This window comes from Sphingobacteriales bacterium, assembly GCA_016719635.1.
Classification (GTDB): Bacteria; Bacteroidota; Bacteroidia; order Chitinophagales; family JADIYW01; genus JADJSS01.
Genome location: JADJYT010000002.1, coordinates 81229 through 98888, shown reverse-complemented (window position 1 = coordinate 98888; position 17660 = coordinate 81229). Strand labels below are relative to the sequence as shown.

13 protein-coding genes are annotated in these 17660 nt (G+C 40.7%); 10 read left to right on the top strand and 3 right to left on the bottom strand.

Annotated features, from left to right (window positions below; genetic code table 11):
• Positions 1–4 precede the first annotated feature (4 nt).
• The 5 genes from prmA (at position 5) to IPM95_04630 (ending at position 7891) form a co-directional block, all read left to right on the top strand.
• Positions 5–832 carry a 50S ribosomal protein L11 methyltransferase gene (gene prmA / locus IPM95_04650; protein MBK9328604.1) on the top strand — a complete coding sequence of 276 codons (828 nt, stop codon included), beginning with the start codon at positions 5–7 and terminating at the stop codon, positions 830–832.
• 6 nt (positions 833–838) lie between these two features.
• Positions 839–5638 carry a hypothetical protein gene (locus IPM95_04645; GenBank protein ID MBK9328603.1) on the top strand — a complete coding sequence of 1600 codons (4800 nt, stop codon included), beginning with the start codon at positions 839–841 and terminating at the stop codon, positions 5636–5638.
• A 5-nt stretch (positions 5639–5643) separates the two neighbouring features.
• A complete protein-coding gene (locus tag IPM95_04640) occupies positions 5644–6444 on the top strand; it encodes a M48 family metallopeptidase (GenBank protein ID MBK9328602.1) in 801 nt (266 codons plus the stop codon).
• A 131-nt stretch (positions 6445–6575) separates the two neighbouring features.
• A complete protein-coding gene (locus IPM95_04635) occupies positions 6576–7148 on the top strand; it encodes a hypothetical protein (protein MBK9328601.1) in 573 nt (190 codons plus the stop codon).
• A 74-nt stretch (positions 7149–7222) separates the two neighbouring features.
• Positions 7223–7891: a methyltransferase domain-containing protein gene (locus IPM95_04630; protein MBK9328600.1), complete on the top strand. Its 669-nt coding sequence runs from the start codon at positions 7223–7225 to the stop codon at positions 7889–7891.
• Here IPM95_04630 and IPM95_04625 read toward each other — a convergent pair.
• Complete coding sequence (locus IPM95_04625) at positions 7881–8627, bottom strand: phosphatase PAP2 family protein (protein MBK9328599.1); 747 nt, start codon at positions 8625–8627, stop codon at positions 7881–7883. The two genes, IPM95_04630 and IPM95_04625, sit on opposite strands and share 11 nt — an antisense overlap.
• An 80-nt stretch (positions 8628–8707) precedes the next feature.
• On the opposite strand from IPM95_04625, the gene IPM95_04620 reads away from it, so the two are divergent.
• Positions 8708–9607 (top strand): VWA domain-containing protein, encoded by a 900-nt coding sequence (locus IPM95_04620; GenBank protein MBK9328598.1) that lies wholly within the window; start codon positions 8708–8710, stop codon positions 9605–9607.
• Positions 9608–9631: 24 nt separating this feature from the next.
• On the opposite strand, the gene rsmG is transcribed toward IPM95_04620, so the two are convergent.
• Both rsmG and IPM95_04610 read right to left on the bottom strand, forming a co-directional pair.
• On the bottom strand, positions 9632–10225 hold the full coding sequence (gene rsmG, locus IPM95_04615) for a 16S rRNA (guanine(527)-N(7))-methyltransferase RsmG (protein MBK9328597.1): 594 nt from the start codon (positions 10223–10225) through the stop codon (positions 9632–9634).
• Positions 10226–10281: 56 nt separating this feature from the next.
• Positions 10282–11466, bottom strand: a complete 1185-nt coding sequence (locus IPM95_04610) for a hypothetical protein (protein ID MBK9328596.1) — start codon at positions 11464–11466, stop codon at positions 10282–10284.
• A gap of 152 nt (positions 11467–11618) precedes the next feature.
• On the opposite strand from IPM95_04610, the gene IPM95_04605 reads away from it, so the two are divergent.
• The 4 genes from IPM95_04605 to IPM95_04590 all read left to right on the top strand — a co-directional run bounded on the left by IPM95_04605 (position 11619) and on the right by IPM95_04590 (position 17647).
• Positions 11619–12869 (top strand): DUF445 family protein, encoded by a 1251-nt coding sequence (locus IPM95_04605; protein MBK9328595.1) that lies wholly within the window; start codon positions 11619–11621, stop codon positions 12867–12869.
• 403 nt (positions 12870–13272) lie between these two features.
• A complete protein-coding gene (locus tag IPM95_04600; GenBank protein MBK9328594.1) occupies positions 13273–14196 on the top strand; it encodes a c-type cytochrome in 924 nt (307 codons plus the stop codon).
• Between the two features lie 37 nt (positions 14197–14233).
• Positions 14234–14518 (top strand): hypothetical protein, encoded by a 285-nt coding sequence (locus IPM95_04595; protein ID MBK9328593.1) that lies wholly within the window; start codon positions 14234–14236, stop codon positions 14516–14518.
• Positions 14519–14548: 30 nt separating this feature from the next.
• The gene (locus tag IPM95_04590) at positions 14549–17647 is read left to right on the top strand and encodes a TAT-variant-translocated molybdopterin oxidoreductase (GenBank protein ID MBK9328592.1); all 3099 of its coding nucleotides are present in this window, start codon (positions 14549–14551) and stop codon (positions 17645–17647) included.
• The last annotated feature ends 13 nt before the right edge of the window (positions 17648–17660 follow it).

Here is a 17660-nt window from a genome sequence, read left to right as displayed (position 1 = left end):
TCAAATGATTCACGTATATACCATATCGTATCCGGTAAATTTTGATAGAGAAGATTTCGCCGGATTATTTTTTGAAGTTGATTCGGAAGGCTTTGAGGAAAAAGATGATTGCATCGAACTTTATCTGAATGACATACAGCAAACGGATGGCGAAAAATTTATTAAGGAGATAGCCGAAACCTATCAGCTTACAGTCCAAAAAAATGCACTGGAAAACAAAAACTGGAATGAACAATGGGAACGCAGTTTTCATCCGTTGTTAATAGATGGGTTTGTTTACGTACATGCCACCTTCCACCCTGTCAATCAGCAGGTGCCTTATGATATTGTGATTGAACCTAAGATGTCATTTGGTACCGGGCATCATCCGACTACGCTGCAGATGATGCGGCGCATGCGGCTGATAGATTTTAAACATACATCAGTATTAGACTGCGGTTCAGGTACAGGCATATTGGCCATACTGGCTGAAAAGCTTGGCGCAGACAACTGCACCGCGCTGGATAATGACGAATGGTGTTATAAAAACTGTCTGGAAAATATAGAATTGAATCAATCCAAAAGCATAACGGCTCTTATAGGTGATTTGGATACGTTAGGACAACGAACATTTAACCGCATCCTTGCGAACATCCATCGGAATTTCTTACTGGAAAATATGGGCAAATTAGCATCGTTGTTGGTTAATAACGGTCATTTATTCATTTCAGGGTTTTACACCCAGGACGCAAAATGTATTTTGGACAAAGCATTGGAATGTAATTTGATAGCTAACTATCATAGTAACCTGGAAAACTGGGAGTGTTTGGTATTTCAGAAAAAAGAAAATTAACGAGCGATGAAAAAACTGTTGAACTTAATTGTATTTCTTTTTGCTACGACTCATTTACTGCATGCACAATACCCGAAAGAATTTCCTGCAGATAATGCGGGTTTTGCTAAAGCATATACCGATTTTATAAGAACCTGCACAAGAGATGACTGCAAAGAGATTGCGGATAAATTTCCGTCATCCGTAACGACGGGAAAGGCTGCAGCTTATCTTTTTAAGATTAAAGGCATTTCACAAACCATGTTGGTCAAAAAGGCACCCGCATACCCGGTGTTCATGCAGTTTGCGGCCATGTTAATGACATTGGATGCCACAAAAGCCAACGCAGCAGCTATTGATAAAAACTTCGATATTCTTCAAACCTTGATAGATAAAGGGAAGATCGGGAATGTTAAGGAGTTTTCCAGTTATATAGAATATCTCTCCAATCTATATAAGAAGAATGCATTGTATTTCACCAATACCAACACCTGGCAGGCTACCGGAGATTATACCGTTGACCTTATAGGGGATAAGCCTGTATTTACATTTGCAGCCACAGAGCTGATTGGTACTTCCAATTCGGATACCCTTACCATCAGAAATGAAAAAGGAAAATATTACCCCCTGGAAAATTTATGGATTGGCACAACCGGCAGCATGACCTTACAGAGGGCAGGTTTTGATCCAGCCAATAATTTTGTACAGTTTGGTAACCATCAGATTAATTTCAGCAAATCGGATATCCAGATAGATTCTGCAAAGTTTACATTTAAACCCGTCCTGAGTGAGGTTCTGTTGGGTGCCTACACGGATAAATTATTGCAGGCAAAATCACAGGAAAGATTATATCCAAAATTCCGTTCTTACAGCAATAACGTCAATTTTAATACACTCGGAAAAGAAGTGAAATTCAGCGGCGGTTTTCAATTGGAAGGTACCAGTATCTACGGCGTTGGCTCGGATACCGTACTTCCCAAGATTTCACTGACCGGCAAAGACGGCAAAGAACTGGTTCGTGTTACAGCTAACAGGATTCAAATCAAGGAATTCAAGGATATTACCGTAGAGGATGCATCCATGACCATCTTTTTAAAAGACAATACGATTATTCATCCGTTTGTCAATTTTTCCTACTTCTCCAAAAATAAGGATGTTAAGGCATATCGGGATATGAAACCTTTATCCAAACAGCCGTTTACAAGTGAATACCATAAAATGTTTTTTTTTGTCGACGAGCTGAAATGGAATCTGGACAGTACCATCATGAAATTCAGTATGATTACGTTGTCAGGAGAGAAGCCTGCAATTTTTGAATCATTTAATTATTACCAGCCAAATCTGGAAAATAAATACAAAGGACCTTCCGAACAGGGGCCAATTGACAAAATTTTCAGATATTATGAAAGTAGCGCGGATCGTTTTGTGGATGCTCAGGCACTGGCGCTGGATATCAATCCGGGTGCGCCGTTTTTCGCATCACAACATATTTTCTTTAAGCTGGTGGAAGACGGATACATCAATTATAATCCGTCAACAAGAATGATTGAAGTAAAAGAAAAATTAGTTAATCAGGCATTATCCGCCCGTGGTAAACAGGATTATGATTTCATCAAGTTCGCGTCCTTCAAAAGAAATCTGAACGCCCGGTTAAATATCAATACGAATGTACTTGAAATCTACGGTGTGGAGGAAATTAATATGAGTACAAAATCAGGTGTCAAATTCATTCCTAATAACGATACCGTTTTATTATCGAAAAACAGGGTGATGACTCTCTCCGGAAAGATACAGGCAGGTAAGTTTGATTTTGTTGCCAAAAAAGTGGATTTCGATTATGATAACTATGCGTTCAATATGAAAAACGTGGATTCTATGGTAGTCTATGTTCCGGATGGGGATGGAAAACCCAATGAACGAGGAGAAATTAAGTTAATACGCTCCAAAACACCCATACAGAATATCACCGGTTCTTTGCATATAGCCGCTCCCGATAACAAGTCAGGGACGAATAATGACAGAAAATATCCGTATTTCGTCAGTGGCGACACGGCAAAAACGTTTTATGACAAAGGTCCGAACGGGACTAAATATGATAAGGATAAATTCTTTTATCAGGTATTCCCTTTCAAATTGGATAGTTTAAATGAAATTGCAACGGAAAACCTGAGTTTAGACGGACAACTAATTTCAGGCGGTATTTTCGAACCCATCAAATCCGGTTTAAAATTACAGGATGATAAATCCTATGGAATCGACGTGCAAACCGGCGAAAAAGGATATAGCTTATTTGGAAATAAAGGGAAATACACGGCAGACCTGAAACTTAACAGCAGCGGACTATCTGGAAAAGGGTTGTTTGAATTTGGACCAGCAAGAATGTATGCGGATACGGCTTTCTTTTTTATGGACAGTGTTTATGCCGAAATTGACAGCGTTCGGATAACGGAAGATAAAAATGCGGATTTGCCGCAAACCAGGGTCAATCAGTCTTCCTTTATTTGGAACGTAAAAACAGATTCTTTAGTCGTTTCACCGGAAAAAGAGGAGAAATTCAGTATGTATAATGCCATCACCGAATTGGACGGTAAAATCATATTGTATAAAAAGAAGCTGAAAGGAGTCGGAGTGCTTTCGTGGAACAAAACTAAACTCCAGTCTGATGATATCACTTTTAAGGCAAGACAGTTTGAGGCCAGAAACGGAAAATTGAATCTGTCAAATAATGACGGGGTATCACTTCTCGCATCGAATGATGTGAATGCTAAATTTGATTTGGATAACAAGGTGGCAGATATTGAATTGAATAAGAACGATACAATACCGCTGGAATCGTTTAGGTATGTTGCCAATCCGAAGTTCTTAAAATTTGATTTGGCGAATAATAAACTCACACTGAATTCCGTTTCCAAGTATGCCACTTTCTTTTTGTTGTCGACTGATCCGACAAAGGATTCACTCAAATTTATTACGACTACGGCCGATTTGAATTTAAATGATAACTCTATCTTTTTTGGGGGTATCAACGAATTATTGCTGGCCGATTCAAAAGTTATTCCGGATAAGGGACAAATCTTTATAGAGCAGGATGGAACCGTCAGAACCCTTAAAAACGCCAGTATCGTCTTTAACGCCGACAGTTCCTTCCATACGGTAAAAGATGCGGAAGTTAACATTGTCGGTAGAAATGATTTTACCGGAACCGGTAATTATTTTATGAAAATGAACAACGGTTCTACATCAAAAATTGCAATAACGGAAATTAATGTAAACAATCCTTACAGAGGTAAGGTATATACATTGGATAAAAAGGGAAGAAGAACAGGGGATCAGAGAGATATGTCAAAAATATTTACATTTGGCAAGGCCCTTATTGATGAGGCAGAGAATTTTAAACTGGATAATAAGATTTACTATAAAGGGAAATTCGAATTCGATTCCAGGCATAAGGATGTATTTTTGGACGGAGCTGTAAAGATTGATATTGCCAACAACACCAGTGACTGGATAACAAATATACAGGCACTCGATCCTAAAAAACCGGCTGTCAGTATGGATAGTGTCTTAAGTCAGGCAAATAACAGCCTCTTTGTAGGCTTGATGCTGGATAAAAGCATACCGGAGTTTTACAGCGCTATCTTACAGGATAAACGCGACAGAAATGATGCGAGCATCATGACGGTGAAGGGATCCATGATATTCAGTAAGACAGAGCCTAATACAATCATATTTGGTGATGAGAATGCCTTTAAATCAAGCTATTCCAAGTCGTCATGCATGAAGTACAATGAGAATTCGAAAGCGATTGATGCGATTGGAGAGATAGGATTCGGACTTAATTTAGCGCCGTGTAAAGTTGCTGCGGTTGGAGTCTTTAAGTTTACGCCGCCATCCCAGAATTTACAGGTTACAGCTGATCTGGCGGTGAAATTTTTCATGCAGCCTGCTATTGCAAGCACTATAATCCAACAATTTGTAGAGTCCAGCAGTTCACCCAATTTTGTCCTCTATAAAAGGAACAAGACTTTCCAGAAGACGATAGCAACATTAACAAAGGATACATTGGAGGCTAATACGCTGATTGCGAATCTGTTTATGACAGATTCCATGTTTATTCCAAATTCGCTGGATTATTCCATGCTTTTAAGCGGTTCCAAATTTTACTGGGATGAACAGGATGCCACTTTCAAGAGTGTGGAGAAAGTGAGTCTTGCCTTCTTTGGGCAGGATATCATCAAGCGCCAGTATGATGCGTATATTGAAATCGGATATGCTTATGAAAGCGACTTTGTCAATATTTATTTGCAGAATAAAGATGGCGGCTGGATTTACTTTAAAATAAAACGTGGGCAGATGGGGATAGCGTCTTCCGTTACAGATGTTTACAACACGCTCGTCTTGCTGAAAGATTATGAGCGAATGCAGCGGGACGGTAAAAATGTTATCTTCGAATTCATGTCTGCTGACTTAAGCATGAGGGACAATTTTGTCGCCCGTATGGAAGACTTTAAAGAACGTAAGAGTATTCAGACAGTAAAGCCTGTGGCACCCGCACCTGTTAATGCAACTCCGGTTACTCCCCCAAAAGAAGAGGTGACACCGGCAGAAACACCCGCTGCACCCCCTTCCGTACCAAAAGATGATTTTAAGCAGAAGCCTAAAAAACCGTTTTCGCTGGATGTCCCTCCTCCTAAAAAAGTGACCCATCCGGAAGAGACTCCGGCAGAAGGAACGGGTCCGGCAAAGAATGATTCGGGTTTAAATCATACCGTTTCTCCGGATGAAGTTCCGGCAAAATCAACAGGTAAAACCACAAAACCAAAATAAAAATTATGAATAAAGTACTGATCATAACGCTGACATTTATGCTGGTGGCTTGCAGCCAGAATCCGATAACGGGCAGAAAACAATTGACACTGCTGTCTGATGCACAATTGAACGAAATGGGGTTTCAGGAATATCAGCAGTTTCTGACGGAAAACAAAATAAAAGTGATTGCCACCGGTACTGATGTGGATATGGTCAAAAAGGTAGGTGCAAAGATTGCCGATGCGGTCACCAGTTATATGAACCAGATTGGACTTTCAGAGCGTATGCAATCCTACAAATGGGAGTATAATGTGGTACGTGATTCAATGGCAAATGCCTGGTGTATGCCGGGTGGAAAGGTAGTCGTCTATACCGGTATACTTCCCATTACAAAAACGGAAACAGGATTAGCGGTGGTAATGGGTCATGAGATTTCACACGCCATTGCCAGTCACGGGAATGAACGGATGAGTGCTGCGATGCTGGAACAGCTGGGCTTCAGTGCGCTGGATGCTGCGCTTGCCAGTAAGCCCAAAGAAACGCGCAATATCTTTATGAATGCCGTTGGTATCGGTGCCCAAATCGGTGCCATGCTGCCGTTCAGCAGAAAACAGGAAAGTGAAGCGGACAGAATGGGATTGATTTTTATGGCAATGGCAGGATACGACCCAAATGAAGCGATTGGGTTCTGGACAAGGATGTCACAGGTGAAAAATGGACAAAGCGTACCGGAATTTTTAAGCACTCACCCGAGTGACGAAACACGCATTAATGACATTCAAACCAAATATTTACCGGAAGCGATGAGATACTACAGGAAATGAGAAGCTGAAAATTGAATACTTTGGGATGATTTCAACTATCGGATACGAATAATAAGTAGAAGACATCAGCTGCTCAGTTTAATTGAAACAGATCGGATTCTGCCGTATATTGGAAAGTAAACCAGATTATTATGAAAAGGCATAAAATAACAGTAACGATTATCTTTGCTTTATTGGCAGCTGCCTGTAAAAAAAATAGTCTAATCAATGACCCTGACATAATGGAGTTTGAGGTAAACAAGACGATACTCTTTGTTCCGGGATCTCCTGGCCTGCATATGAAAGCAGATTCCATTGATATTAACAGTGACGGGAAATTTGATTATTGGATACAAATGTATAATTTTTGTTGTTCGCCGGCGTGTGACCTTGTGTTTAAAAACAGCCCGGCTTCAATAAACGAAGTAGTAACCGGCACAGTTGTATTTAAAACACCTGTGACTGAATTGCCCGCCGGCAGCTTCATCAACAATGGGAAAACCTTTTCTAAAACAGGCTATATTACAACAGTTAATCCCGGTGTAGATTCGACAAGGAATGTAGCCGCCGGAGACAGGTATATCGGTCTGAGGCTTTATTTAGAAGGGCAAAAACATTACGGTTGGATAAAGGTTAACTTATCCGCTGATTACAGAACATTCCGAATATTGAAGGGTGCATATCATAAAGTTTCTGAAACAACCATAAAGGCCGGTGAGATATAAAGCGTCAGGCAGTTCAGGTTGCTTTAATAGGTTAGTTATTAAACCCATAATTAAATCATAGCCATACAGATTGAATGCATCCTTTTTATAGAAACATACTCAGTTATATTTATGACTTTCCCGTAGAGAAAAGAGAAAGCCGGCTCAGCGGGGAAGTAATCGTTTCTTATCATAAAGGACAATATAAACTCAGCACCCATAAGGCTATCTATTCTTTTGGGAAAAACTACACTTCTTTTGCAAAAGCCTTTAAAGCCGTTGATATCCCGAACAGGGACATTAGCTCCGTACTTGCACTCGGATTTGGATTGGGCAGCGTGGTGGATTTACTGGACAATCATCCGCATATAAATTCAATAACCGCTGTTGATGCGGATGAAGTGATAGTGGAATTGGCAAAGAAATACCTGTCTTCAGATGCAGGGAAAAGGGTGGAATATGTGGTGGCTGATGCTTCACAATATATCCGGCAGCATAAATCTTTCGATTTGGTTGTGTTTGATGTTTTTATTGAGGATGAAACACCCATGCCGTTTTTGACAGAATCCTTTTTGTCAGAGTTGAAAAATACGGTTCTTCCGGGCGGAATGCTGCTGTATTCAAAAATTGAATCCTCTTATGCGAATAAAATTGAAAATGCGGGATTCGAAAATGTATTTTCTTCGGTCTATCCCCGTTCATTTTCCATAGATACGGATGGCAACAGAGTCTATGTCTGGATAAATAATTCTATCAACGCTTAAAAGATCTTCTGTGCAGGAAAGGCGTGAGAGTGCCAACTAATGCGCCTACAGCATAACCTGTAATTACATCTGTCCAGTAATGTTTTCCTGCCTTTACGCGTGTCAGGGCGGTAAGTGCCGGAAATAGGGCAGCTCCCGTCCACATAAGCGGTATCCATCTTGAATCGCGGTGGTAATCGGTATAAACCATCGCAATAAAAAAGGTGCTGGCAGCTGTGATGCTGGTGTGTCCGGAGAAAAAGGATGATCGCGCACTTTTGCTGTATTTGTTGCCGTTGCCGTAATCCGAATAAACATACGGTCGGTTCCTGTTCGCCAGTTCTTTGGTAAACATTGTAATGGCGGATGTAAATGCAAATGTTTCGACCCAAATCGGAAAAACGGTTTTCCAGTCCTTCCGGATTTTTTTGTCAATGAATAAAAAGGCCGGAGCCACCATGGCAGTATATTGAAAGACATCACTGGAAATGGCTGCCGCTCTGGAGTGCTGGTAAATGGCATACCGGTCAAATTTATTGACATCCGTAGGCGATAAGGCACTGATTTCATCAAAAGTGAGCGGTTTCTTCTTTGCGTGCAGAATTAAACTCGTACCGCCTGTTCCTAATGTAATCAGCCCCAATGGAATCTCAACGGAAAGCCTCATTTTGTAGAAACTTTTATGCGCGGAAGAATCCTGTGCGAAACTGCCGGAAAACAATATAAATGAAAGCAGAATTGAAATGTACTTTTTCATCCGGTTAAAAATAGCATAAAATTTACAGTTGTAGATACAAAAACGAAAGTATAACTTTACATTGTGAAATATTTTAAAGCATGAAGCTGCTCTACACCCTTATCTTTTCTTTCTTCTCTTTGCTGGCTTTTGCGGATGGTATGCACATCACAGGCATCATCAGGGATATGGACACAAAAGAACCCGTCAAGAGCGCAAATATTACACTGTCTATCAGTGACGGGTATGAATTTTCCGTTGTAACCGATTCTTCCGGGGCATATAATATCTTAACGACTGCTGTTGTACCGGATGGGTATTATACCATTAAGGTGGCATCAAAGAATTATTATGAACTGAATGGATTTATTTTTGTCAAAAAGGAGTGTCAGCGGGATTTCTCTATAAAAGCGAAAGAGATGCCAAAACCTGTTTTAGAAGGTTATGCCACCAATAACCTGGTGTTTCTGATTGATGTTTCCGCTTCCATGAATGCAGACGATAAGATGCCGCTGCTGAAAGATGCATTGACCTATCTGGTGGGTGAATTGCGTCCGACTGACCGGATTGCCATTCTAACTTTCTCCAGTACGGTGAAAGAAATTTTGCCGTCAACCGCGGCATCCGATAATGAAAAAATCAGAAAGACGATTGAAGCGTTGACATTCGGTAGTACGACGGAGGGAAGTGCCGCTTTGGATAAGGCTTATAAAACAGCACTCAGTAACTTCGTATCCAATGGCAATAACCGTATCATTCTGGCAAGTGACGGTTTGTTTACATCCGGGGATAAAGAGTATAAAAGAATGTTGCAGTCCATCGCTGCCGGCCGCTCCAAGAATATCAGTCTGTCCATCTTCTGCTTTGGAAAAAATACGGAATACGTTTTCACTAAATTGAGAGCGCTGTCGCAAACGGGAAACGGAAACTTTGCAAGCATACTCAATACGGATGAAGGGAAACAACTGATGATAGAAGAAGCAAAGGCTGTCAAGAATTGATACACAGCTGAATCGTTATTCGGGTTAATTTATAACCACCACCTTCTTCGTTTCAAAAAATGGCTCCGTAAAAAAATCAGGAATATCAACGATGCGGATATTTTTCTGTATGCCCTGTAATTCTTCCTTCAGGTCGCCGCCTTTCAGTGCGATTATTTTTTTTGGATGTTTGTTTTTGCTCCAATGTAACAGGTCATTCACCTTCGCTACCGCTCTGGTGACCACATAGTCTGCCGGTTCTTTTATCATCTCGGCGCGTATGGCCCTTGCTTCAACATTCTTCAGACCTAAGGCATTTATTACGGCTCCTGCCACGGAAATCTTTTTGGTAATCGAATCAGCGAGGATGAATCTGCTTTCCGGAAAAAGTATCGCAAGCGGAATTCCCGGAAATCCCCCCCCGGTGCCGATGTCAAGAATAACATCTCCTTTCTCAAACGACAGCACTTTTGCTATAGCCAGTGAATGCAGAACATGTCTTTCATAAAAATTATCCATGTCTTTTCGGGAAATGACATTTATCTTTTCATTCCATTCTTTATATAACGGCAATAACTGTTCAAACTTTTGTAGTTGTTCAGCAGATAAACCTGGAAAATAATGTCTGATAGCTTTCAAATGATTGGCTTTTATTTTTATAACGTTACTGATTGTACTCCGTTCACGATACGCTGCTATTTTGTAAAGGCAAATAGGTTGTAGTTTGCGCTAACAAAATCCTGGTAACAACGGATGAGTTCCTCCTTGGAGCGTTCTGCCATCTCAAACGAACCCGGGAAAACCATCGGCGGATTATTCAGTTTCTGCAACGTTGTATTGCTCAGTGCATTTTTGTCGCCGAATAGCTGAACAAAAGTATAATCAAAAACGGCGTTTCCTGTGCATTTGCTTGTTTTTATAAAATTTTTAGTTTGCGCTTCAAATATCGTAACATCGCCCAGCACCTGAGCGGCTTTATTCATCCTGGTTTCTTTTACCATACAGGAGATTTTGGAATATTTAGGCGTTTTTATATCATTGCCGAGTGAGTCTTTCTTCACATTACCTTTGTTGTCCAGCACATACTGCCATCCGTCTTCTACCGTCTTTTCTTCAGTGGTATTGGTTTCTTTGACTGCATCAGGAGTTATAACCACATCAAACAGGTTTAGTTTGACGACATGATCGTATGTTATGCGTTCATCCCGCCGATAGTCGATTCGTACCCACTGATCATTAGGCGACAGACGTACTTTATCCAGTATGCTCTGTTCGAATGAAGCCGGCAGCAACAGCGATGGATTCTTTTCGACCATAAGCAGGATGTAGTTCTTTCCTTTGGTCAGTGCTTCTTCCATCAGCTCATTCACATCTTTATAGTTGATGTAAAATTTTTTTGAAGCGTCAAAGTAATCGAGTGACTGACGGATAGAACTCTTTGCACCGGAATTCAATAGTTTTACCCCCTGGTCATAATAGGACTGCGCACTGTTTTGCCTGGATTCCTCCAATGCCGAATTCAGGTCAAATACCTCTACATTGGCTTTTGAGCCATCGCTGTAAAAAACGGGAAGCACCCGCATAACGGCATTTTGTCTGTCATTAATTTGAGAATACAAATCGAAGATTTGTTCCCAGCGGTCACCGTTGTTTAATCTTTTAAGCGTGGTGATTTTTTCTTTATCCCTGTCCAATGCTGCATTATAAGACTTGATGAACATGGAAATTTCTTCGTCGCTGACTTTTTTCTTTTGTGTGAATTGCAGAATGACGCTGTCATAATTCCTGCTTTCATAGCTTTTTTTAATACTCTGGCAGGAGCCGAGTATAAAAATAAAGACAGGGATATAGAGAGATGGTTGTATGTAAATTCTTTTCATAATTACTATTTTAATGGTGATTCATAGTCAGAGTACAGAAAAATCCGTACCAAAATACTTAAAATGATAGTAAACTTGACTTTTTTGTCAATGTATAGTGAAAATTGAATATTTTTATTCAGATTTTTTCTTTTAAATACCTTTTTAATATTATGGATGCTATACTACAGTATTTTAGTGAACATATTTATTGGTTAAAATTACTTACCATTCCGATAATAGCCGGTTTTATAGGTTGGTTTACCAACTGGCAGGCTGTAAAAATGACCTTTTATCCGATTAATTTTTGGGGGCTGAAAATTGGAAAAATCCCATTGGGGTGGCAGGGTATCATTCCTGCCAACGGTCCCAAGATGGCTTCCATTTCAGTAGACCTGATGACGAGCAAGCTGATTTCTCTGGAAGAAATTTTTGAAAAACTTAACCCGGATGAGGTGGCAAAGGAAATGGCTCCACATATGAAAGAACTGTCTGAAAAAGTGGTGAATGATGCCATGATGAAACATCAGCCTGTTTTATGGAAAAATACACCTAAGATGGTAAAGAGTACCATTTACAACAGGACAGCCGCTGATATTCCGAATGCCATAAAGGGTATGATACTGGATGTGAAAACAAACATCCACGAATTGATGGATTTGAAAAAATTATGTACCGATGAATTATTGAAAGACAAGACTCTGATAAATGAAATATTTCTCCGATGCGGCAAAGCCGAATTTAAATTTATTGAAATGTCCGGGTGGTGGTTCGGTTTGATTTTCGGAATTCCGCAGATGCTCCTTTGGCATTTTTATCCCTGGTCATGGACATTGCCCGTAGCCGGAATTATAGTTGGATATGCAACTAACTACCTCGCGCTGAAATTGATCTTTGCACCTAAGTATCCCGTAAAGATACTGTTCTGGGAATTTCTCGGACTTTTTATCAAACGCCAAAAGGAAGTTTCGGCAGAATATGGTAAGATTATGTCGGAACGGGTACTGAATGCTGAAAATTTTTGGGAACATATGCTGAATGAAAAGGGGGGCGACCGGATGTATCACCTGATTGAAAAGAATGTAAACAGCAGTGTTCAAAAAGCAACCGGTTCTGTTCCGGCTCCTATATTGAATGCATTGGAAGGTACCAGGGCCTATCAGGATATACGAAATCTGATTGTAAAAGATATGGTCAGGCAGCTTCCCGGAAAGCTTAAAAAACTGTATCCGTCTACCGATAAAGCATTTGATATTGAAACCACCATACGGGAGAAACTGCAGGCACTTGCTCCCGATGATTTCATTGGCGTATTGCGTCCGGCTTTTGAAGAAGAAGAATTCAAACTGATACTTGTCGGTGCGGTATTGGGTGGTATAGCCGGTTTTTTGCAGTGGGCATTTGTATTTGGAGGTCTAGGGTAGTTTGGAGGTTTTAAGCGTACTGCAATATTTTGAAAATCGGCATTATTTTCATCAGGCCCTTTTCTGTTTCGTTTAATGTGGAAAATGGCACTTCTTTTTCTTTTGGCAACTGTCAAAATCAGGAATTTTTATAAAACTTTCCAAAAAGTTCCCCAAAATTTTAACAAATTCTAAAGAAATGTTAAGCATACATTAAATTCTTTTTTTATTTAGATAGAACTTACCCTATCTCTATTGAAAATCAATGCAATGTAAATTATTTAAAATCATTCTAAATAGCAGAATTATCCACAAAAACTATTAATTAATTAAGTGAATACTATATTTGCAACCGAGAAAAATTAGACGCATAATGTATTCTTGTAAACCAATCCAAAAAATCCTTCCTTTAATAGTCCTAATCTTGTCTTTATCGCTGACTTCCAATGTTTTTGGAGCAGTTGCTGTTCCGGATGTAAATCCGACAGATGCTGCAGCGGTAGATAAGGCTAAACAAGGTATGGAACTGTACAAAGCTAACTGTACCGCCTGTCATGCCATTGACAGAAAACTAGTAGGACCAGCCTTAACGGGGGTTTGGGACAGATGGGAAAGTGAAGCTAAAATTGTTGCCTGGGTTCAAAATTCATCCAAACTGATTGCCAGCGGAGACCCGTATTCTAACAAAATTTTTTCCGAATATAACAAATCGGTGATGCAGGCATTTCCGCAGTTGTCTGCCGAGCAAATCATGAACATATTAGTATATGTTAAAGCAAAATCTGCCGGTGTTGCATTACCTTTTGAAGCTCCGCCTGCCGGGCCATCATCGTCCGCTGGAAATACTGCAACAGCTGCCAACGAAGGTACAGCAACATGGTATATTTGGGCATTACTGGCATTTTTAATAGTTCTATCCGCACTGTTATGGAGTGTTTCTGCAAAATTGGATAAGGTAGTCAGAGAGAAAAAAGGGGAGGTGGTGGAAGATGTTCCGTTTAGTAAAAAACTGTTCAGCAGGAAAACATTCAAGGTGCTGCTGCTGATAGCATCTATCCTTCTGGTCTTCAATATCTTTAACGGAGCGATTGATTTGGGCCGTTCTCAGGGGTACGCGCCTGATCAGCCGATTAAGTTTTCTCACGCACTGCACGTAGGCCAGAATAAAATTGATTGCCAGTATTGCCATACCGGAGTGGAAAAAAGCAGACACGCCAGCATTCCGGGTACGCAAATTTGTATGAACTGCCACAAATACGTTCAGCAGGGACCCAAATACGGCAAAGATGAAATAGCTAAGATTTACGATTTTGCAGGTTGGGACGCAGACAAACAAAAAATTTGTTAACGCGCCTAAAAATATTGAGTGGGTGAAAATCCACAATTTGCCGGATCACGTTTATTTCAATCACTCCCAGCACGTGAAAGCAGGAAAGGTCGCTTGTCAGACATGTCATGGAAAAGTGGAAGAATATGAGGTGATGAAACAGTTTGCACCACTGTCCATGGGCTGGTGTATCAACTGCCACAGACAAACCGAAGTGAAATTCGCAGACAATAAATATTATTCCATATTTCAGAAATATCAGGATGAGTTGAAGAAAGGTACCAGAGCTAAAGTTACAGTTGAAGATATCGGCGGTACGGAATGTCAAAAATGTCATTATTAATATTCAAGAACTCAATTAACGCATATATAAATGAGTAACAAAAAATATTGGACGAGCTTAGAGGAGTTAAATGAAACTCCTCAATACAAAGAACAGGCGGCTAAGGAATTTAATTTTGAAATTGGGGCGAATGATGCCGAAGAAACAGGCGGCACCAACCGCCGTGATTTTCTGAAAGCTATGGGTTTCAGCGTTTCTGTAGCAGCATTGGCATCTGCCTGTAAGATTCCGACAAATAAGGCGATCCCTTACACACTTGATACAAGAAAGGCAGTACCTGAAGTTGTGCCGGGCGTTGCGGATTACTTTGCATCAACCTATACTGATGGTAATGATTTTGTCAGTATCCTTGTTAAAACGCGCGAAGGTCGACCGATAAAGATAGAAGGCAATAACGATTCTCCAATAACTTCAGGCGGCACAAATGCCCGAACACAGGCAACGGTATTAAATTTGTACGACGTTACCCGTTTGGCGGCACCAACCTATAATAACAGCAAGGCAAATTGGAAAGCGGTGGATGCTGAAATTACCCAAAAGCTGAATTCCATCGTTCAAAGCGGTGGTAAGGTAGCTTTGGTAACAGGTTCTGTAGTTTCCACCATTACCAAAAAAGCGATTGATAAATTTGTTGCTGCCTATCCGGGAACTACGGTGGTTAGCTATGATGCCATCTCCAGCTATGCCACCAGAAAAGCGAATCAGATAAGTATTGGAAGTGCAATCATCCCTACTGTCAATTACGATAAGGCGGATGTAATTGTAGGCTTCAATGCTGACTTCTTAGGTACAGGAATATCTTCTGTTGAAAATACCAAAAAGTATATTGCAAACAGGGTACCGACTAAAGAAAATCCCAAAATGTCCCGTCATCACCAGTTTCAGTCTACCATGACTATTACCGGTGCAAGTGCGGATTACAGATATCCCGTCAAACCGTCAGAAGAGAAACAGGCATTGATGAACCTACTGGCAGCAGTAGGCGGTGGTGTTTCTTCTAAAGCTTTGAGCGGAAAGGATGCCAATGATGGTATTGCTAAGGTTGCCAAAGAATTATTGGCAGCAAAAGGTAAATCAGTTGTTATATCCGGTACCAATGATGTGGATATTCAGTTGCTGGTAAATGCCATCAATGCTACCTTAGGAAATTATGGTAGCGTAATTGACACTGCGAACACCTATAATTTAAAGTCAGGAAATGATGAAGCACTGGCAGCATTGGCGAATGATTTGAAGAGCGGCGTGTACAAAGGAATCATATTATTGGATACTAATCCCGTTTACAATACTCCGTACGCTGAAATATTTAAAAATGCCATACAAAAAGCGGAATTATCGGTTTCTACAGCAGACAGACCGGATGAATCGGCTCAATATTGCAAATATGTATGTCCAAACTCGCATTATCTGGAATCTTGGGATATCATTTCTCCAAAAACAGGATTTTACGGATTCGTTCAGCCAGCCATCCGAAATTTATTCGATACAAGACAAGCGGCAGAATCATTGATGACATGGGCCGGAGATGCTACACCTATTGCTCAAATCGCAGAAAACGAAATTGCCGCTTTAACGGGCGGTAATTATCAGACAGCAGTTCAGGCAGGTTTTTACGGTACTGTTTCAGCAGGCAGCGGTGCCGGTGCAAATGCAGCAGCTGCTATCGCAGCGGTAAAACAAGATGCAGTTTCTCCAAAGGGCATGGAAGTTTTATTCTATGAAAAAGTGGGTATCGGGGATGGTTTATATGCCAACAACCCGTTCTTACAGGAAATGCCGGATCCTGTTGCAAAGGTAACCTGGGATAATTATGTTTGTATCCCATATTCATACGCTAAGGAAAAAGGAATCGATGCGATGCCATCCGATAAGAATGTTCCAATTGCGAAAGTGACCATCAATGGTAAATCATTGGAACTTCCAGTAGTGGTTCAGTTTGGTCAGGCAGCCAACACCTTGGCAATTGCCTTGGGGTATGGCCGCGTAAGAGCAGGCCGAGCAGGGGATGCCGTAGGTAAGGATGTATATCCGTTCTTAAAAGCAGTAAATGGAGCTACCGGCTACAGCATAGATGGAGCCACTATTGAACTGACAGGTAAAAATTATGAATTGGGTATTAATCAAACCTACCATTCATTAATGGAAGATAATAACCTTCCGAACCGCCCGATGCGTTACAGGGGGGAGATTGTGAAAGAAACGACTCTTGCTGCTTACAAGGAAAATGACCACTCCGGAAACGAAGACAGAGAGCACATCAAAAAACATTTCAGCAATTCATTATACGACGGCTATAAACCAAATGACTACAAACAAGGTCATCACTGGGGTATGGTTGTTGACCTGAATGCGTGTATCGGCTGCGGTTCATGCGTTGTGTCCTGCAGTATTGAAAATAATGTTCCGGTTGTTGGAAGACGTCAGGTATATCGTTCACAGGAAATGCACTGGATGCGTATCGACCGTTATTATAACGGTAATCCTGACAATCCGGATGTTTCTTTCCAGCCAATGATGTGCCAGCATTGCAACAACGCACCTTGTGAAAACGTATGTCCGGTAAATGCGACCAACCACAGTTCGGAAGGTTTGAATCAAATGGCTTATAACAGATGTATCGGTACAAGATATTGTGCAAACAACTGTCCTTATAAAGTTCGTCGTTTCAACTGGCTGGATTACCAGGGATCTGACAGCTTCGGTAAATTCAATGACGGCAAACGCTCTTTCACCGATACGGAAGCTCAATCTTACATGTTTGAAGATTTAACGAGGATGGTATTGAATCCGGATGTGGTGACGCGTACCAGAGGGGTGATTGAAAAATGTTCTTTCTGCGTACAACGTATTCAGGAAGGTAAATTGAATGCGAAAAATGAAGGTCGTCCTTTAAAAGACGGCGATATTAAGACAGCCTGTCAGACAGCCTGTCCTACCAATGCAATTACCTTCGGAGACCAGAATAATAAAGAAAGTGTTGTTGCTAAAACATTTGATACCAACGGAAGAAATTATTTTGTACTGGAAGAGCAACATTTCTTACCTGCCGTGGGATATCAGGTAAAAATTAGAAATAAAGACGAAAAGCCGGCTGATTTCTTTATTCATCAACCGGGAGTACCAAAATAAATTATAAAAAGTA